Source organism: Pseudomonas sp. CFBP 13711 (genome assembly GCF_014842265.1).
Taxonomy (GTDB): Bacteria; Pseudomonadota; Gammaproteobacteria; order Pseudomonadales; family Pseudomonadaceae; genus Aquipseudomonas.
In genome coordinates this window covers 321,611-340,894 of record NZ_JACYVI010000005.1, presented here as the reverse complement: position 1 = coordinate 340,894, position 19,284 = coordinate 321,611, and the positions used below count along the sequence as shown (strand labels likewise).

Annotated in this window: 16 protein-coding genes, 1 tRNA gene and 2 pseudogenes; 7 read left to right on the top strand and 12 right to left on the bottom strand. The window is 56.4% G+C overall.

All coding sequences use genetic code 11. The annotated features are described in order from the left end of the window. Positions 1-151: 151 nt before the first annotated feature. The 4 genes and pseudogenes from IFT47_RS12555 to IFT47_RS12540 all read left to right on the top strand — a co-directional run bounded on the left by IFT47_RS12555 (position 152) and on the right by IFT47_RS12540 (position 3,737). Positions 152-1,357, top strand: a complete 1,206-nt coding sequence (locus tag IFT47_RS12555; protein WP_192171308.1) for a methyltransferase — start codon at positions 152-154, stop codon at positions 1,355-1,357. Positions 1,358-1,652: 295 nt separating this feature from the next. After that, a tRNA-Thr gene (locus tag IFT47_RS12550) sits at positions 1,653-1,728 on the top strand. A gap of 462 nt (positions 1,729-2,190) precedes the next feature. Continuing rightward, positions 2,191-2,439, top strand: coding sequence for a DUF6124 family protein (locus IFT47_RS12545; RefSeq protein WP_192171488.1), 249 nt, complete (start codon positions 2,191-2,193; stop codon positions 2,437-2,439). A gap of 551 nt (positions 2,440-2,990) precedes the next feature. Continuing rightward, positions 2,991-3,737, top strand: a pseudogene (locus IFT47_RS12540) (integrase domain-containing protein). 378 nt (positions 3,738-4,115) lie between these two features. On the opposite strand, the gene IFT47_RS12535 reads toward IFT47_RS12540, so the two are convergent. The 5 genes and pseudogenes from IFT47_RS12535 to IFT47_RS12515 form a co-directional block, all read right to left on the bottom strand. Beyond that, a complete protein-coding gene (locus tag IFT47_RS12535) occupies positions 4,116-4,697 on the bottom strand; it encodes an SLATT domain-containing protein (protein ID WP_192171309.1) in 582 nt (193 codons plus the stop codon). Positions 4,698-4,813: 116 nt separating this feature from the next. Further along, positions 4,814-5,470: pseudogene (locus IFT47_RS28135) on the bottom strand (SMODS domain-containing nucleotidyltransferase). A 167-nt stretch (positions 5,471-5,637) separates the two neighbouring features. Beyond that, positions 5,638-6,189 (bottom strand): hypothetical protein, encoded by a 552-nt coding sequence (locus IFT47_RS12525; protein WP_192171310.1) that lies wholly within the window; start codon positions 6,187-6,189, stop codon positions 5,638-5,640. A gap of 86 nt (positions 6,190-6,275) precedes the next feature. Continuing rightward, positions 6,276-6,884, bottom strand: a complete 609-nt coding sequence (locus IFT47_RS12520) for an SLATT domain-containing protein (RefSeq protein ID WP_192171311.1) — start codon at positions 6,882-6,884, stop codon at positions 6,276-6,278. A 6-nt stretch (positions 6,885-6,890) separates the two neighbouring features. Then, positions 6,891-8,180 (bottom strand): nucleotide-binding domain-containing protein, encoded by a 1,290-nt coding sequence (locus IFT47_RS12515; RefSeq protein ID WP_192171312.1) that lies wholly within the window; start codon positions 8,178-8,180, stop codon positions 6,891-6,893. A gap of 515 nt (positions 8,181-8,695) precedes the next feature. On the opposite strand from IFT47_RS12515, the gene IFT47_RS12510 reads away from it, so the two are divergent. From IFT47_RS12510 to IFT47_RS12500, 3 genes are all read left to right on the top strand, one after another. Next, positions 8,696-9,187, top strand: a complete 492-nt coding sequence (locus IFT47_RS12510; protein WP_192171313.1) for an AAA family ATPase — start codon at positions 8,696-8,698, stop codon at positions 9,185-9,187. A 158-nt stretch (positions 9,188-9,345) separates the two neighbouring features. After that, positions 9,346-9,666 (top strand): hypothetical protein, encoded by a 321-nt coding sequence (locus IFT47_RS12505; RefSeq protein ID WP_037016364.1) that lies wholly within the window; start codon positions 9,346-9,348, stop codon positions 9,664-9,666. Between the two features lie 142 nt (positions 9,667-9,808). Further along, positions 9,809-10,558 carry a substrate-binding periplasmic protein gene (locus tag IFT47_RS12500; RefSeq protein WP_192171314.1) on the top strand — a complete coding sequence of 250 codons (750 nt, stop codon included), beginning with the start codon at positions 9,809-9,811 and terminating at the stop codon, positions 10,556-10,558. A 36-nt stretch (positions 10,559-10,594) separates the two neighbouring features. On the opposite strand, the gene IFT47_RS12495 is transcribed toward IFT47_RS12500, so the two are convergent. From IFT47_RS12495 to IFT47_RS12465, 7 genes are all read right to left on the bottom strand, one after another. Beyond that, entirely contained in the window at positions 10,595-11,554 is a 960-nt protein-coding gene (locus IFT47_RS12495; protein ID WP_192171315.1) for a quinone oxidoreductase family protein, read from the bottom strand. 39 nt (positions 11,555-11,593) lie between these two features. Next, the gene (locus IFT47_RS12490) at positions 11,594-11,767 is read right to left on the bottom strand and encodes a DUF1427 family protein (RefSeq protein WP_192171316.1); all 174 of its coding nucleotides are present in this window, start codon (positions 11,765-11,767) and stop codon (positions 11,594-11,596) included. Between the two features lie 133 nt (positions 11,768-11,900). Next, positions 11,901-12,677 carry an AraC family transcriptional regulator gene (locus IFT47_RS12485; RefSeq protein WP_192171317.1) on the bottom strand — a complete coding sequence of 259 codons (777 nt, stop codon included), beginning with the start codon at positions 12,675-12,677 and terminating at the stop codon, positions 11,901-11,903. A 295-nt stretch (positions 12,678-12,972) separates the two neighbouring features. After that, positions 12,973-14,241 carry an OprD family porin gene (locus tag IFT47_RS12480; protein WP_192171318.1) on the bottom strand — a complete coding sequence of 423 codons (1,269 nt, stop codon included), beginning with the start codon at positions 14,239-14,241 and terminating at the stop codon, positions 12,973-12,975. Positions 14,242-14,484: 243 nt separating this feature from the next. Next, positions 14,485-14,607: a hypothetical protein gene (locus IFT47_RS27880; RefSeq protein WP_274598082.1), complete on the bottom strand. Its 123-nt coding sequence runs from the start codon at positions 14,605-14,607 to the stop codon at positions 14,485-14,487. Positions 14,608-14,895: 288 nt separating this feature from the next. Then, positions 14,896-16,002, bottom strand: a complete 1,107-nt coding sequence (gene aguA, locus IFT47_RS12470; RefSeq protein ID WP_192171320.1) for an agmatine deiminase — start codon at positions 16,000-16,002, stop codon at positions 14,896-14,898. 162 nt (positions 16,003-16,164) lie between these two features. Beyond that, positions 16,165-19,083 (bottom strand): aminotransferase, encoded by a 2,919-nt coding sequence (locus IFT47_RS12465; RefSeq protein ID WP_192171321.1) that lies wholly within the window; start codon positions 19,081-19,083, stop codon positions 16,165-16,167. Positions 19,084-19,284: the final 201 nt, after the last annotated feature.

Sequence of the window (19,284 nt, the reverse complement as noted above, 5' to 3'; positions counted from 1 at the left end):
ATCGCCCGTCGTGCAGCAGACACCGGACCTGTGGGAGTGAGCTTGCTCACGAAGGCGGCAGCTCAGCCGCCACAGACTTCCATGTCGGATGGGCGCGCTTTGCCCCTGATTCACCGTATGCTGCACATCATCGCGCAACTGCCATAACCCAATGCCACTCACACCCTCGCAACTCCAATCCCGATTCGCGGCGCTTGATGCCTTTCTGCTCGAGCATCAGGCCCTGTGGCGCCCGCGACCCTTCACCCATCGCCACCTGCCGTGGGAGTCGCAACACCCTGAGCTGTCCCGCTGGCTGCGACAACGTTCCCTGGAAGAGGCAGAAGCTGCACACAACCACCCCGAACAGCTCGATGCGCCAAAGCCCTTTATTCAGCTGGCTTTAGAGTCGACGGCATTAAGCGAGATCGACGCCCTGCCGCTCGCTAGCCTGGAAGTCGTGTCATCGCGCATGAGCGTCGATGTCCCCGGCCGCAAGTGGCAACAGATCGAAGCCTTCGCCAGCCGCTTGAGCTTTCAGCGACAGCCAACCCACTGGCTGGACTGGTGCTCGGGCAAAGGCCACCTCGGTCGACGCCTCGCCCAAGGCGGCCAAGCCCTGACCTGCCTGGAATACGACGCGCAACTGGTTGAATCGGGACGGCAACTCAGCGACAAACTGGGCATCACCGCAAACCATCTGCATCAAGACGTCATGGCCGACGATGCCGGCGCGCGCGTCGAAGCGCATCACACCCCCGTCGCCCTCCACGCCTGCGGCGACCTTCATGTGCGCCTCATGCACCTCGCCAGCGACGCCCGCTGCCAACAACTGGCCATCGCGCCCTGCTGCTATAACCGCATCGCCGGCGAGCGCTACGTGCCGATCTCCCAGCAGGGCAAAGCGTCCGCGCTTACGCTCTCCATCGACGACCTCGGCCTGCCCCTCAGCGAAACCGTCACCGCCGGCGCCCGCGTACGCCGCCAACGCGACACCTCCATGGCCCGCCGCCTCGGCTTCGACTTGCTGCAGCGACAGCTACGCGGCGTCGACGACTACCTGCCAACGCCATCGCTGCCCAGCGCCTGGCTCGACAGACCCTACGCCGACTACTGCCGCGACCTCGCCAAACTCAAGCAACTGCCCTCCCCCGGCATTCAGGACTGGCTGGCCCTTGAAGCAGCGGGATGGGCGCGCCTGGGCGAAGTGCGCAACCTCGAATTGCTGCGCAACCTCTTCCGCCGACCGCTGGAAATGTGGCTCATCCTCGACCGCGCGCTTTATCTGACTGAGTGCGGGTACGACGTGCAGATCGGCACCTTCTGCGACAGCCAAGTCACCCCACGCAATCTGCTGATTCTCGCCGAACGACCGTGAGCATTTTTTGACGCCAGCTCCTGTGGATAAGTCTGTTGATTAAATTCCAGCGAACGCCCGGAAATCCTGCTTTGGAAGGGATGTAACCATTTGTTCATTTTTTGGCCAGCGTAAAATTGGCGCTAAAACAGTAGCTTGCGAACGATTGAGAATGGTTCCTGAATTCGACCGATCGTCGCCTTTGGTTTGTGTGGATTGTGAATAACGGTAATCACCTTCCGGCATAAGGGCCGCGAAAAAACTGAAATTAGGGCTTTACTCGCCAGATCAAATCCCTATAATCAGCGCCCACAACGCCGGTATAGCTCAGTTGGTAGAGCAACTGACTTGTAATCAGTAGGTCCCGGGTTCGACTCCTGGTGCCGGCACCAGATTTAGCAAAAAGGCTCACCGAAAGGTGGGCCTTTTTTGTTTGTGCCAAACGCCACACCGCCAATCCGCGTAGGAGCGCGTGCCCGCGAAAGCGCCCATCGCCGCACTGCCGTCCTACCTCCCCGCCCAACCCGCACAAAAAGTCCGAAATCCCGTAGGACGCTTCTGAAATTAAGCGATATCCTCCCGACCGCTTGAACGTGTCTGATCCGGCGACTACCTTCCCGGGTGTCGTTGCAAACAACGACCGGGTTTAGTCGCCCGAACACGTCAGGCGCGTAACGCTCCATAACCTGAGCCACTGTCATCGACATCGGTTCTGTCCTTTTATGGTGGCTGTACGAGGGGCACCTTCGGGTGCGCCGGGTGCCTGACTTCCCGGTCGACTAACCCGCGTACAGCCGCCACCTATTCGTTTAGTCGCGAACGGTGTCGGTCTCATCCAAGTCAGGAGAGACACCATGATCAGATCCACCCCTCACCCACCCGAAACACCCGCCCCCCAATCAACCTGCACCAACGCCAACCTCGGCAACCTGAGCCTGTTCTCGGTCAAGCCCGGCGTCAGAGCTGAGGACGCATTGCTCACCGCCTCCGAATACCTCGCCTGCGCCGCAGCCACCGCCTACGAAGTCGCAGATAACTGCACGCTGGAATTCCGCCCGTTGGCGCGCTCGGTGGTGCATCAGCTTGATGCAGCGCGGCGTTGATTGAGGTGTCGATCGCCAAGGTGGGCGGTTCGTCTTTGTAGCTGCCCTGCTGCGATCTATTCGCGTAGGCATTTCCCTGCGCCAACCTGCGCCCGTCTCGCTCTACCGGAAAGAGACGGGCGCTCCTACCGCTGCTGCAGCCCAACGCGTACAAGGCTTTGCGGCATTCCCCCCTCGTGACAATCGTCGTGACAAGCACCGAAGTCACCAGCAACTGCGATGCAGATAGTGGTGCCGCAGCCCATGGAATGGAATGCACCTGACTTACAGTCAGGCATGCCCCGGTCATCGCATAGCTGGCTTCACCCGACTAAGGATCTTGCGGCGTTGGTCTCGTGAGCCAGCGCAGCCTCCACCCGCCCACTTTCTCGGGAGTGCTCAGGAGGTCAGATCATGAGGTGCCCAGGCTCCCGGTCGTAAGGAGCCGCCAGTCCCGCGAGAGTGGACAACCCTCACAGGTCGCAGGGGCCTTGATCCCTGATAACGCTCAACATTCTTGGCGGGATGACGTGGGGAAGGTTTTAAGGGTTAGCCTTGAGAGGAGTTTGATCATGGCACTGGTCGGTAAACGTCATGGACGCAATTTTGGCTATGGCCGACAACTGAGCTATGCCGGGGCGCAAGCGTTGCGTGATCTGTTTGGCGGCGGGCATTACGGGACGGTCAAGGCACACAGTGATCGATGGCAGGCTTTTGTACGGTGGTGTCGGTCGGAAGATGGGCCGGGGCTTAACGATGCGCGGCAGATTGATCGGCAGACGTTGCTGGACTATGCCAAACATCTGCGCGAGCAAGTTGAAAGGTGAGCTCGCCGCAGCGAATGCGCAAAACCGATTGTCCAACGTCAACCGGACCCTGGCAGCGCTTCGCTGTGATCCGTATGTGAAAGTGTCAAGTCCGAGCAAGGCGTTAGGAATGCGGCGCACCAGTGTTCGTTGTTCGGTGCCGTAAGGCCAAGACCGCGAACATGTGAAGAGGGTCGTAGAGGTGCTTTGTGCACACCAGCAGACGCGTGCGGCGGCCATCGCTCAATTAGCGCGAGCCACCGGCATGCGCTCTCCATTCGCCCTGCTCGGACAATACTCCATTCGCAAGGACCAAGCGGCTTTCACGAGCTGAGGTCCGCGTATGCGTGCGAACGCTATGAGCAAATGGCCCATCATCCCGCGCCCATTTACGGTGGGAACTGCTACCAGCTTGACCCACACCTCGATAAAGAGCTCAGAGAACAGATCAGCCACGAACTGGGACGCGGACTTATAAACGTGGTTTCTGCTTACATTGGGGCCCGAGTATGAGCGAGGATTTCGATATGGAATATCCCTAACGGGTATTCTAACAGGCGCTCATACCACCCGCCGGCGCCACCTTAGACAAGCTAACGCTATTCAAGAAGCTATCTCGGATCGATGGCACCGGAATAAACCTTGGACCTGGCAGCAAAAGCACCTTGCGTGGTTTCTAAGCTGCCACGTGGGCCGGCACGCCAATTCGACGAACTATTACTACCGCCTTACAGTAAACCTGATCATCCTTCGCTTAGGAAAACCGTGGCAGGTCAACCACCAGTCGAAGGGTTAGCACAACCTTGGCATCGCAATTAATAACAATTGACCTAGGCTTCCTGCACCCTGTCTGAACCATGCTGGGAGGCAGGATACGCTGCGCATCCATTATTAGCCCTTCTTAAGCTCCTTCGGAAGAAATGCATCAATCTCCACATCGGAAAACGTCATGTCTTCGAGTTTCTTCAACGCTTCTTGCGCCTTCTTATATGCTTGATATGTTGTACTTGGAGCACCTGAGTAAACTGCATGTAATTGCTCCAACAGGCTATCTCTCACGTTTTGTAGAGTCTCGATGGGTTTCTCACCCATTCGTAAATCCGTGATGAGAGAAAGATATCTTTCTCTGATAATCCAGAGATCAGCGCCTGCCTGTCGATGCTTTTGAGCGAGCTCTCCTAAGTCGTAATTCTTTGTGTAGGCGTTCAATATAAGCAGTATTGTAGAAACAACGGCTCCAACAAGCGCTGCCTTCTCACCGCCACCCAAAGCCGCCGCGACAAAGCCTCCGGTTGTTACAGCCGAGAGGATGATCTGCCACAGCTTGATGTTGGAAAGCCTACGCAAGAGGATGTCTGCACACTTTTCATGCGTTTTATGAGAGTACACAACACGTCCATAGCACTCGCGTAATTGTCCCTCTAGAATGGCTCTTGAGCCTAGAGAATCATTAATCTGGGAATGAGGTTCCAAATATTTCTCTCCATTTTTGCTTTACTGACCACTCACGCTTTGGGCTAGCAACTTCATGTTTTATTGCCTCGCGTGCAAGATTGTAGCACCTGGTGGCTTTCCATTGAAATAATCCTTTACCGAAAACGTGCTGCCCGCTTCCCGGAGCTTTCCAGTACTCCTTTTGACCATCTTGATTTGCCACATAGTAAAAAAGTCGCGACACATAAAATCGTAATACAAGTATGATCTATCTTTATGCTGCCACGTATCAATAAACTGATAAGCCAGCGTATCAACGGGCACGCCACTAATCGGTACGTCCCACTTTCTTTCCATGCCCGCATCATTAGACAAAGTAGGACTAGATTTCCGTTGCAGACTGCATTTCTCGTTCCTATTGCAGAAATCTCAGGCTTTGGATTCGTAACCCGCCAACATCCCCCACCGTTCGCGTTGGGGTAGGTGTACCTGTCATCATCGTTGATGAAAGCGGGTAATACTTCGAATTTTTATTTCATCAGCAAAAGGGATAAGTATGACTTGGCCATTGCCCCTGATACTTGTAGTTGAATATTTTTTTCGATGGACTTTTTGAACGCTTGGGCCAGAGAGGGTTGACCGTTGCCATTATAGTTGTTGTGCTGCTAATAACTTGAATATGGAAGTTGAAAAAGCACATCCAGAACGCTGATACCCTGTATCGCATCATTTCGCCCATACGACCCCAAATAAAGTCCGTGAGCAACATCGGACGTAGTATTCCAGAATTCAGTGTTTAGACGGCGAGTAATGGCCTTTTAACGACTAGAAATAGCACTGCATCCTGCGTTCTAATATTGTAGCAACGTACTAAACCACTCTGCCAATGCCATAATAAAGCTCCTTTATAACCTTTCAAAGTAGCGTAGTTTTTGGACCGCCCACAAAGTAAATTCCAGCCTACATTCTTCACCTTCAACTAATTACTTTTGATATGTCGAGCCAGATTGAAGGCCATGGTGACGTAGGAAATTGCGTCTTCCTCGCTTAAATTAAGCTCTTCCGCATGAGCTGCCTTATTGCGGAGCTTTTGAAGCTTTTTGTATATACTTAGCTGCTTATCATCGATGACTTTGCACTGATGTAAGTATTCTCCCAGATTGGGTAGATTACGCATTGTCTCGTTAGGCAACTGACTCCAAAATGAACTTGCAACCTCTACTGCCGCTGTTTCGACATCAATCCACGCCTCCATAATTGCCGCACGCGTAGACAGGGACACCAAGTCCAACGCTTTGGAGGTGGTAGCGGATAGATCCTCTTTCTGTGGCGAATCAAGAACAGGTGATGCTTCAGTCTTTAAGGCAAGTACCTCTTGTGAAAACTCAAGCTCAAGCTCTTTATACTTAAGCTTTCTCATTAGCGGGACAAGCCCAACTAATGGTTTCCGCAATAGGCATGCCAAAATAATTGTTGCGGCAGGCCAAGCTAAAGCCTTAATGAGCTCTGATGCAAAGGTAAGTGCGTCCATATTCTCTCGGGATCCAAGTCAGTTTTTATCATTGAAAATAACGCCTGCACTCGCATAACCAGCAGAAACCAAGACATTTAAGTTTCCTACGCACCAAGTTTCAGACGAAGCAAAAGCAGATTTGATCTAAATATCACAACCAGTAAAAACACTATTACCACCACACACCAAAACATAAATGACAGTGGTATTTTATCCCTCAACAACCGAAAATGCTTTTTCTCATCCACCCAATCTATCTGATATTGCCAGAAGAATTTGTAATGAGCATACCAGTCGCTAAACAAAATCTGTTTGCTAATTGCGGCATTATAATATTCGTCTTTCAACACTGCAAGCCTTTCGCGGTAAGGCATAAGAGGTTCATCCGCTAGCCCTTCAACTTCTCTGTACAAGTCCCTTAAAGACTCGTATATACGAGTCAGCTTTACTGCCGTGACTTCATAGTCTTTTTTCTTGTGATCATAGAATGAAATGTATAAGCCAATAACACCTAATACTAGCAGTGACGCTGAAGGGATTTTTGTCCCCAACTCATCCCAAACCAATGCAAAGATACCAATAGCCATCGAGAAAAAGCTGATAAGTCCTGGAACCTTGTCTACTATGTCGAATGTTGCCCAATGCTTTCTTCCACCGAAGCCAACATTATACCCGGTGTCGGCAACTATTTTTAATAGAGCATCCTTGTTCATATTTGTTCACTCAATAGGGACACGAATTCTATCCTTTGCAACGACGACATTATTTTTGACTATGTAGCATTCTACAATATGATCGCCAGAAAAATTAGTATGCTCCTCTATCTTCTCCAAACCAGAATCTTGGACAACTTGCCCACGAACACAATCTCTGCGTTTAGCTTCATCTCCTCGATTCAAGACTTTCCAATACACATCATAGTCACCCGCCGTGTCATTTTCCACGATGTTGAATTTCAAAGACTTTTTCGGGCTTAGCTTAAAATTCCTCATTAGCATATTACGAAGTGAGTCTGGGCGATACCCATTCTGCGTTACTTCACAGTCGATCCTAAGTTTATTTCGAATATCAACAGAATAACTATTTTCGACAAATTCTTCTGTACGCTTATAGTCTTGTTTATAAGTGCTAGCTTCGGCCTTCTCCACAACAACAGCCGAAGGAAATTGGCGGCCATAAATTTTTTGCCATTTCACATTTTCGGTATCGTTACCGTTATCCTCAATAGCCTTCAAGCATAACTCATAGGCTTTTTTTGCAGACTTTTGAAACTTCTCTTTAACCTTAACACGCTGGCCACTTCCAAGAGCGGCGTAATATTCTTTATCAGGTTGATCTGCCAGAAACTTAAAAAAATCCCTACTCATCCAATCATAATAGAGATAGCTGTTTGCTTTGTAGTCATCATTCGCCTTGATAAAATTATGAGCAAGTGTATCGATAAGTAACCCACCTATCCCTACACCGTGTTTATTCTTCCAAGCTCTAACCATTTTGCAAAGTCGACGGAGGTTACGATTGTAATCTTCATTAACCGTCTTCATGGCATCCATTTCTTCACGAGGCTTTGTAGTTTTCCAGCCTCCTCCATTCCTAGTATCTGGATATAGATAACTTCCATCATCTTGCTTAAATACGGGTTGCACCTCCACATGGAAGTTCGTATACAACACCCTCACCACGGGACTATCTACGAAAATATCAGTCCTTGGATATCGGGCTTTTATAGCATTCTTTGTATCCTGTAACAGTTTAGACTGTCCAGCATCTTTATAATCGTCCCACTTTCCAGCGGGCATAATATAGAGGATATCTAGATCGGAAATACCTTTAATGGCTGTCCATCTACCGTAGGATCCGACCCGAAGGTTATTAGCTGTACTAGAGTCGGAATCCCTAAACTCTTTGTTTAACGCTAGCGTGATTTCGCCATATCGATCGCTAATCTGTTCATCGTTAGAAACTTTTATATTATCCAAAAAGCTTTTGAATTTATCTGCAATACTCATTGTTCATCCCTGAATTTAGGTCTTGAGCTGATGCTACTGAAGGGCCACCATCAATGTCCATATCTTTATGCGCAGACGTGCAAAAGATCTGCATAAAGGCTAATTACTCCCATAACGCACAACTTAACGGTCAAAGGAATCACGCCCACTACCACTCAGCGAGCCAATTAGGGCTGTTCTGACTATGTCTAGGAATGGAGGTTACGAGGACTGCGCTACGAATGACTGTGCCAGGTTCGAAAGAAGGCTGCGGGTATTTTATGAGTAGCACCACGAATCATTAATATTAATTTATTTAAAAACAAGTACTTAGCTCATGATTCGACTCCTGATGCAGCACCAGGCTTATCAAAAAAACTCACCGAAGGGTGGGCCTTTTTTGTTTGGGCGTTTCAGTGTGGGAATTGCGGCACACATTCACCAACTGAAAAGCCTCAGCCATCTCGAAACTGCCCCTCATTGTCCCGGCCTCAATCCATGGGCATCATCGTGCTTCGACATAAGGAAGCGTCTCCATGGCCAACCCCACACTCCACCTCCTGTGCGGCAAGATCGCATCCGGGAAATCCACCCTAGCGAATTCTCTAAAAACCGAACAAGCAGCAATCCTGCTAACCGAAGACCATTGGCTCTCAAGGCTCTACCCAGACCAGATCCACTCGGTCGCAGACTACGTAAAGCTCTCAAGAAGACTCCGAGATGTCGTAGGCCCTTTGGTGATCGACATGCTAAAGGCCGGGATCAATGTGGTTCTCGATTTCCCCGCCAACACGCCCGCAGACCGCCACTGGTTACGCAGTCTGGCGGATACCGCCCAGGCCTCTCACAGCCTTCATTTCATCGACGTCGACGACGAAACCTGCCGCGCCCGGCTGCACCTGAGAAATGAAGGCGGTGAACACGACTTCGCAGCAACCGACGCCGAGTTCGATTTGATCACCAGCTACTTTGTGGCCCCAAATAAGGAAGAAGGGCTCAACGTGGTCATTCACCGGGATCACGCCTGAACGACTGCCACCCGAAGAGAACCAAACCGTCAGGCTCAGATTTACAGCGCCCCCTCCCCCATCCCGCCCCCATCGAGTAACGTATACCCATCCAACGGGCCCTCGCGTCTGCGTCAGGACAGCGACCCGCCATCAGAAACACGATAGAAGGCCCAACCGTGCACAAAGTCCGATTGATCAAGTACGTCTGGACCCACCAGACCCCGGAGATTTCGTCTGAATGGTCCAAGCTGCTCTACGAAGTGGAGCTGCCGTTCGTCCCCTTCCATGGCTTGAACATTCAGTTGCCGATGCAGCGTGTCTGGCGAATTCGGGACGTCGAGTGGAACGTCGAGGAGCAGACCTTTCGCTGCCATATCGAGGACCAGTTCATGAACCTGCTGGATGTCGATGACTCGTATGAGGACTGGATCGAGACGTTGCTGGAGTGTGGCTGGGTGCTGAGCGGGCGCTACACCAATGAGCACAACAAGACCTGATTCGCCTTCGCTCAAATATTCCCCCGGAATCGACGCTGGATGCGCACTGCGCCCGGCAGAGATGACAAAGCGATGCCAGACTGGATAACACACCTGGCACAAGGACTGTCCCGGCGCCCTATTCCCTTTGAGCATGACTGCCATGAAATGGATTTCTCGTTGTATCCATTACGCGGCCAGCGCGTTGTTGGCGTGCTCGTCAGCAGCGTTTGCGCTGCCGACCGTCGACCTGTTCGTGGCCGAAGCGCCGCCGCTGACGATGGCCAGTCAAGGCGATCGGCACGGGATCGCGGGCGACATCAGCCTTCAGGCCATGGCGATGGCGGGGTATTCCGCCCACTTGCTGTCGCCGCCGTGGCCGCGCGCGCAACGCGATGTGGCGCTTGGGGCGAACAAGCTCATTGCGCCGCTGACCCGCACTCAAAGCCGGGAAGACAGCTTCACCTGGATCGCTCCGCTGATGACGATGGACCGAGCGTTTTTCAGCCTTGATCGTCACGTCGAGAGTTTTGAAGAGGCGCGCAAGACCTTCAAGATGATCGCCGTCGGCAGTGGCTCGGCGCAGGAGACGCGTCTACGTGAGGAAGGTTTTTCAGCGGCTCAGATTTATCCGCTGAAGATCGGCGAGAACCCGGCGCTGATGCTGCTCAAGGGCCGGGTAGATGCGTGGTTTAACGGCGTCCCGGAAACGCTCTACATCTGGAAGCAGATCAGCGATCGCCCGCTGATGATGAGCCGAGCGTTGATGACCGCCGATCTGTATCTGGCGTGCTCGAAGGACTGCGACCCCCAGATGGTCGAGAAGCTGAAGGCAGCGATCGACACGCTTCAGGCAGACGGGTCGATCAAACGCGTTCAGCATGACTATCTGAAAGGGCTGCCCGTCCAGTGATCGGGTCAGCCCTGCACTAACGCCCATGCTCGTCTGTCACGGCAGCAGAATCACCTTGTCGGCGCCGCCCTGATTGACTTCGGCGTAACGCGCCAGGCCCTCTTCCAGTGGAGACTCAAGCAGCCCGGTCGGCCGCGGCAAGGTGCCGTCGTCGAACTGCTTGCCGAACTGTTCAAGCATTCGCGCGCAGGCTTCAACGCCGTACAGCAGCGAGTTGATCCCAACCACCGAACCGCCCTTGCGGTACAGCGCCAGCGCTGGCAATTGCACGTGGCCGTCTACCGGCGCGGCGATGATTGCGATGCGACCGAATTGCGCCAATGCAGGCACAGCCGCCGGCAGCCAGAAGCCGGTGGTGTCGAAGATCACATCAGCGCCGCCTGAAAACACGGCATTCACTTGAGCACCCAGGTCTTCTGGCTTGTCGAGCTGGATCGCGTTGAAGCCTTGCTCTTGCAGCGCTTTCAGTTGATCCGTTTTACGCACCGCCGCCAGCACCTGGGCGCCGCGCACTTTCGCCAGTGCGATGGCGGCGCTTCCCACTGCGCCATTGGCACCGATGACCAACAGCCGAGTGCCGGCCTGCACGAGGCTGCGCTCAAGTGCGTCCCACGCCGTGGTGTACGGGACGCCCAGACTGGCGGCCTGAGTGAAACTCAGCGACGCCGGCTTGATCGCCACGCCCTTGGCCGACAGCGTGATGTAGCCGGCGTGGGAGCCGTCGCGGACAAAGCCGATCTCCTTGCCGGTGCCCCACACCTCCTCGCCGATCAGTTCTTGCGGGCCTTCAACGACCACGCCCGCGAAGTCACGACCCGGAATGCGTGGCATCGTGGTGTAGGGAAAGCGGCCAAGGACGTTTTTGACGTCGCTGGGATTCAGGCCTGCGGCTTTGATCTGCACCAGAACTTCGCCTGCCGCGGGGACAGGCGTAGGCAGATCGACGATTTCCAGCGCAGCCAGGTCGCCGGTGCGGGAAAATTGCAGTGCTTTCATGATGGGTTCATCCGAAGTGGGGAAAGGGAGGTCGTCGATTCAGGAGGCCAGGCTGGACAAGAACTGCTTGCCCATCGGCCACAGCCATTCACCGGCTTGCATGCCGAGCAACCCAACCAGTGCGACCAGAGGCGGTGCCGGTGAGCGAAAGTCCAGCAGGCCATACAGCAACCCGACGGCGATACCGATTGCGAGGGAAATGACGTAGCTCATGACAAACTCCGGTGCGTGGGACGCGCAGCTCGATGGCGGCGCGACTGCGTTAAGCGATGACCAGAGTGTAAGGAGGGCCGACAATCGCTACCGGCCAAGTGCTTCTGAATTTCGGACAGAGTCGGTGCAGGCGCTAGTGGGATGGATCAATGACCGGGTACTGAGAAGGCGCCATGCCCAGTTCGCGGCGGAACATGTCGCTGAAGCTGCTCGGCGAATACCCCATTGAACGGGCGATGGCATTGACCGGCACGCCCTGAATGATCTCCGCCACCGAGGTCGCCAGTTGCACCTGCCGCCGCCATTCGGAGAAGCCCATGCCGAGCACTGCCTGGAAAAGCCGCGACAACGTTCGCACACTGGCGCCGGCGTTTTCCGCGTGCTGCTCGAACGACACGTCGATGGACGGCTCGATCATCACTGCCTGACAGACGTTCATCAGCCGGCGGTCGCTGTCATCGGGCATCGGCACTTTCAGCAGCGAACGCCGGGCGCGCTTGAGTTCGAGCAACGCCAGATTGACCACGGCATCGTAGTAGTCCGATTCCTTGTCCTGCTCGGCCACCAGACCCACGATCAGCTCGCGCAACAAGCGCCCGACTTCCAGGACCTGAACCGTGGTGTCGAGGGTTCGGGCGAGCGCCGGGCGCAGGTAGATGTTGCGCATTTCCAGATCCGACACCACGCGGATGCCATGGGGCACGCCGGGCGGCAACCAGACCGCGCGCTGCGGCGGCACGACCAGCGCTTCGTTGGGCGTCTCGACCCACATCACGCCCGACATCGCGTACAGCACCTGCCCCCACTCATGCTCATGGGGCTCGATGTACAAGCCGCGCGGATACGTCCGTGACAAAGGCTGCACGGGGACGGCGGTGTTGGAGAGGTCGGGGGGCGCGGCGATTGCCATGGTGAAACCGGTGGGAGTGGGATGCGGCGATGGTAGCGGGAGAGCGGGAGGGATCGCCAGTGCAGTGAACACCTTGCTACCGCTGCAGAGGACCAGCTGAGTCTGCGGTAGCGAGCGGGCTGGCGATCCACCTCGCTCGCGAAGAAACGGGTGCAGCCGCTAGATCTCCAGCGGCTGTAATGCAGTCTTCGCGAGCAAGCTCACTCCCACAGGGACGGTGTTTGCCTTGCGAAAGCGCGACGTCTGGACCACATGAATCTCCTACAGATTCACGTCGGTCAGAAGACTTCACACATCAGAACACGTTGATCGGGTAATCGACGAAGATCCGTGTTTCGTTACCGCCAACGTTGTATTGATCCACGTCGTTGGAGACGCGCAGGAACGAGTTACGCAGGCGCACCGAAAGGTCTTTGACCGGGCCGCTCTGGACCACGTAGGTCAATTGGCTGAACAATTCGCGCTCTTCGCCACGTCCACGATCGCTGCCGTCGTCGATGTTGTCGCCGCGCACGTAGGCCACGCGGTAGCTCAGGCCTGGAGTCACAACGGTGCCCAGGTTCACGCCATAGCCCACCTGCCACGACCGCTCGTCCTTGCCGTTGAAGTCCGACCAGTAGGAGTTCGCCAGGTAGATGGTGTTACCGCCATCGCCGGTGCCGCCTGCGTTGCGGTAGCCGCCGTAGGTGTAACCGGTCTCGCCGGTGCTGCGCTGATGCGCGATCGTGAACGAGTGGATGCCCACCGCCCAGGTCGCTGCCAGGCTCCAGATCTTGTTGTCACGGGCGTCGTCGACGGCGAAGTCTTTGTCCAGCTTGGTCTTGTAGCCGTTGAAATCGAAGGTCAGCGACTGATCTTTCGGCATCGCCCAGACGTAGTTCAGGTTCACGTACTGCTTCTTCAGCACGTCTTCGTCGTCGGAGGCGTAAAACGCGGCGCTGAGGGCCTCGGTGAATTTGTAGCTGCCGCCGTAGACGTTGATGCTCTTCAGATCGCCGCTGTCGCGGCCTTCGGCGCTCTTGCGTGTTTCGGCGGTAAAGCGGCCGGCCACCAGCGTGAGGCCCTTGATCTCTTTGGAGGTGATCATCGTCCCGGTGTAGGACTCAGGCAGCAGCCGCGAGTTGTCGTAATTGAGCACCGGCAGCTCCGGCATCATGTCGCCGTACTTCAGTTCGGTATTGGACACCCGGAATTTGACCGCGCCGCCAAAGCGCGACAGGTCGTCCGCCGCGTTGCCGCTGTCGCCCTGCTTGAAGAAATCAATGCCGCCCGCGCCGCTCTTGCCCTTGCCACCGTCCAGACGCGCGGCGTACAGACCGAAAGCGTCAACGCCAACGCCCACCAGGCCTTGGGTGAAACCGGATGTGTAGCCGGCCATGAACGCCTGACCCCATTCCGAGCGGTCCTGCGGTCCGTTTTTGTAATCGCGATTGATGTAGGCGTTGCGCAGGTTGATCTTCAGGCTGCTGTCTTCAACAAATCCTTTGGAATCTGCCTGACCGTCCGCCATGGCGTGAGTGGCGGCGAGGATGCCCAGAGCGAGCAGGCCGATACGCTGTTTCATCTTGTTGTCCTTGTGAGCGGATTAATCGCGCGCTGTGGCAAATGCCCCGGGTGGGCAGTTGCGTCTTCCGGGACTGGAACCGTTCCGGAAGCCCGCACGAAATCATCGCAGTGGACTACTGATGCACGTACATGGCGCTAGGCCACAGGCGGTGGAGGCGCGAATGCTATCCCCCGTCTGCCGAGGGTGTCAATTTGATGGGAGTCAAACGGAGGCCCTGTAATGCCTGTTGCTCTAACTTCGTCAGCTGTGGAGCACGCCCAGCAACGCTTCGATCTCGGCGTCGTTGATCAGCCCGCTGGGGTACCGCTTCGTTAGCATCTTGCGAAAATCGCCCCGTTGTTTCAGCGCCTGTTCGTCGTGCATGGGCACCATCGGGATCCGGGTCGTCCGTAACCAGTCCGCCATCATCTGCCGTGCTTCACTGCTCGCAGAAAAACCTCGAGTCACTCGCAACTCATGACCTGCGTTCATAAGGACAACCTCTTATGTCGTGGACTGCGAAATCTACGGAGCTTTTGTTACAGACGGACGACCTTGCGGGGGCATTTACGCACCGCTGGGATCCCATCTTCCTACGGCTGACCGGAAACCGTCCGCCCATAAAAAAGCCCATCGTCTGATGGGCTTGATGACAGCAAGAAGCGAACCAACTCAGCCCCGGTGGGGGGCCGGTTGCTGCTGCGTCAGGCAGTGAATGTTGCCTCCGCCCAGCAACATTTCGCGGCCCGGGACCATGACCACCTCGTGTTCCGGGAACAGCTGCTGGAGGATCTCGCGGGCCGTGTCATCCATCGGATCGTCGAAACACGGGGCAATGATCCCGCCGTTGACGATCAGAAAATTCACGTACGAGCCGGCCAGACGCACCGATGGGTTGCGCTCCTGACTGCCGTGCACCTGATCAACCCCGGCGCACTCTTCTTCGGTGGCATACAGCGGACCCGGGATCGGCATCTTGTGTACGACAAACGGACGTCCCTTGGCGTCGCGGGCATTTTCCAGCACCTTCATCGCTGCCTGGCAGCGCGGGAAATTGGGGTCTTTCGGATCATCTGTCCAGGCGAGTAACACTTCACCGGGGCGTACGTAGCAGCAGAAGTTATCCACATGGCCGTCGGTCTCGTCGTTGTACAAACCATCCGGCAGCCAGATGATTTTTTCGACCGACAGGTGATCGCGCAGCACGGCTTCGATGTCTTCGCGGGACAAGTGCGGGTTGCGGTTGCGATTGAGCAGGCACTCTTCGGTGGTGATCAGCGTGCCCTCGCCATCGACGTGGATCGAACCGCCTTCCAGCACGAAACCTTCGGTGACATAGCGCGGGCAGCGCTCGATTTCCAACACTTTGCTGGCGACCTGTTCATCCAGGTTCCACGGTGCGTAAAGCCCGCCGTCGAAACCGCCCCAGGCATTGAAGCCCCAATTGACGCCGCGAACCTCCCCCGCGTCGTTGATGACGAAGGTTGGGCCGCTGTCGCGTACCCAGGCGTCGTTGCTGCTGAGCTCGACCACGCGAATGTTGGGCACGTCCAGCCGCGCGCGGGCGTTGTCGTACTGTGCGGCCGAGACGCCAACGGTGACGGGCTCGAAACGGGCGATGGCCTTGGCCACTGCGACGTGATCGTTCTGCACGGGCTTGCCGCCCAGACGCCAGTTGTCAGGGCGCTCGGGCCAGATCATCCAGGTTTGCGTCTGCGGCGCCCACTCGGCAGGCATGTAGAAGCCATCGGCGCGGGGGGTGCTGTTGAGAGTGGTCACAGTAATCAGAACTCCATGAAACGACGAGGGCGTCTACAGCAAAATAAGAGAGACGTTATAGACGATAAAAATCGGATTTAAAAACATTAATCAAGCTTGCTGCGCTTGCCGTGGCAATTTACACCGATAAATATCGGCCAATACAAGGCTGGGACAGCCCACTCAACTCTCCAGCTCACTGAGCACCTTCGACACGCTCTCGACAAAGAAGTCCACGCTCCGGCGGCTGGTCACCATCGGCGGTTTGATCTTGAGAATGTTCAGATAATCCCCCGTGGGCTGCATGAAAATCCCCAGTTCACGGAGACGGTCGCACAAGTAGGTCGTTTCCTCAGTCGCGGGTTCCAGCGTCTCGCGGTCGCGTACCAGTTCCAACCCCAGATAGAACCCCGAGCCGTGAACAGCCCCGGCCAGCGGATGTTTGTCGATCAGCGCCAGCAGGCGCTCCTTGAAATAGCCGCCCACCACGCGGGCGTTTTCCCACAGCTTTTCTTCCTCCATGACGTCGAGCACTGCCATGCCGATGCGGCAACTCACCGGGCTGCCGCCGGACGACGAAAAGAAATAGCCCTCGGCCTCTAGCGCCTCCGCGATCTCGCGACGGGTGATGACGGCGCCGAGGGGATGACCGTTGCCCATGCCTTTGGCCATGGTGATGATATCCGGCACCACGCCCTGCTCCTCAAAGCCCCAGAAGTAATGACCGAGACGGCCGTAACCCACCTGCACTTCATCGGCGATGCACACCCCGCCCTCAGCGCGGACTTTGTCGTACACCTGCTGCAGATAACCCGGCGGCAACGAAATCCCGCCGGCGTTGCCGTATACCGGTTCGCAGATGAAGCCCGCCACTTGCCGACCTTGCTCCTTTAGCGCGGTCAAGTGCGCGTCTACGCTGCGCAGGTAGAACGGCGTGCTGTCCGCGCCACGAAACTCGCCACGATAGGTATTGGGCGCGACCACAGGATGGACCCAGTCGGGACGCGTGCTCAGCGCTTGCGGGTTGTCGGCGATGGATGTCGAGATGGCATCTGTCGCTACCGACCAGCCGTGATAAGCCTCCAGCACGCTCAGGACGTCGCGCCCGCCGCTGTAGGCCCAGGCCAGACGAATCGCCAGATCATTCGCCTCGGTGCCGCTGTTCACCAAAAACACCCGGTCCATGCCGGCGGGCGCCAGCTTCAGCAGCCGCTCGGAGAACTCGGCGATCGCCGCGTAATGAAAGCGTGAGTTGGTGTTGAGCAGCGACCATTGCCGCGCGGCAACCTGGGCCATGCGCGGATGACCGTGACCGAGCACCGCGACGTTGTTGAGCATGTCCAGATAAGAACGGCCCTGCATGTCGATCAGGTGGTTGCGCCAGCCGCGCTCGATCTGCGGCGGGGCTTGGTAATAATGCTTTTGCGAACGGGCAAAACTGGCGTCGCGACGGGCGAGCAACGCGGCGGAATCTGCCAGTGCGGGCGCATCGCAATCAAAACCCAGCAGCCCTTTGGGGGACGGACACAACGCACGCCAGGCGGCTGCCCGCGAAGGCGTGGTGAACAGCGGCGGGCTCACATCCGGCTCCGAACACAGCTGCACGATCAACGCGCCGCCGCCCTGCCCGATCACGTCGCCCGCGTCGAACTCGACGCCGGAGTCGAAATCAGAACGCACGCCCCACAGGCGCAGACTCACTTCCGCGCCCACCAACTGCAACGCGCCGTCGGCGGTGTGACGCAGGCTCCCGGCAAATGGCGCATGAACAGCGGTGCCGTGGGGGATCTGCAATTCAGTGTGCAGCGCGAAGGTGTCCGGCTCTTTCGCGCTGTCTGTCAGCGTGCGGGACAACCGGTATTCGCCATAGCGGCTGGCGGCCAGACCGTGGCGTTGAGCCGCGTCTTTCAGCAGTTGTTCGTCGATGCCACTGTATTCCCAGTTGCCCGCCACGAAGTGCTCGCTGAGCACACCCAGATCGATAAGGGTAAAACCCTGCCCGCTCAAGCTCGGCAACAGCGGCGAAAACGCCTCGGCCTCTTCGTCCGCTTCCCACTCACCCACCGCGTCGAGAATCGCCGCGTCCATCAGCGCAATCGGCACGGAGGTGGCGACGTCGAAGATGTTCCACTCGCTGGCCAGATTGGCCTGGATGTAACCGTTGTCTGGCTCGATGCTCGCCTGTTGCTCGCTGCTCAAGACCAGAACAGCCGAGCGCGCGACGATCAACGGCCACAGCGCCAGCAGCTCCTCGCTCTGAAGCGGGTTGATTTGGTGGTAAGCCTGAATGGCGGGCAGGATGAAAAACGGATCGCCGTCGGCATGGTGCAGCAGCGCGGCGCAGGTCACCGAGAGGTCGGCGATGCGCCACGTGCGCACCAGATCACCGAAGTCGATCAGCCCTTGAAGCTGCCACTGGCGGTGGGCGTCTCGGGCCCAGACCACGTTGTATTCGGTGATGTCCATGTGAATGGCTTGCACCGGCAGCGACGCCACCAGCGGCAGCAAATAGGCCTGGGCCTGCTCGGCGGCCTCGGCGATACAGGCGCGCTTGTCGGCATCGACAATGACCGGGAGCAGATGCTCAATCAACGCAAACGCGTGCCGCGGGTCCCACTGCAACACACGGTCCAGACCTGGGTGCTCGAAACCGGCCAGCGCGACATCAACACGGGCGCAGAGCTGCGCCAATCCGGTCACGATGTGCCGGTTCAGATGGGCGACGTGGGCCAGTGATTGTCCGTCGATAAACTCGAGAACGCGCAGGTGCACGGCGTTGCCGTTGTGATCGACAGACAACAAGTCTTCACCGTTCAGCCCTGGCATCACGGCCGGAACGCGCACCTGCGGCTCAGCACCCAGATGCCGCAACGCTGCATGCTGGGCCGCAAGCTCGGTGGTTGAGTAAGCGCCATGGCAGATCTTCAGGACGAAACGGCGTCCGTCCCCGCAGTCCAGCAGGAAGTTTCGGTCTTGATGGCTGCCCAACTCCTTTAATGTTCCCGACAGCCCGTAATACGTCGCCAGCCATTCACCGGCATGCACGGCGTCGACGTCCGGGCATGGCAGGCTGGAACGGCGAATCAAGGTGTCGAGCGACATGAAAGGAGTCCTGAGAGAGAAAGGCGCGAACAATATCGCCAGTTGCGCGACCGTTAATCAACCCCGCGCCATTTGCCAATAAAGAAATGCGTTAACGGACCGATAGATAGGCCAAGCGTTAAGCCCGTGAAACACCCGCGGCGGTTTAATGGCGCTGATTGCCATGGGCCATCAATTAATTTCATCGCTTGTTGGCGGATT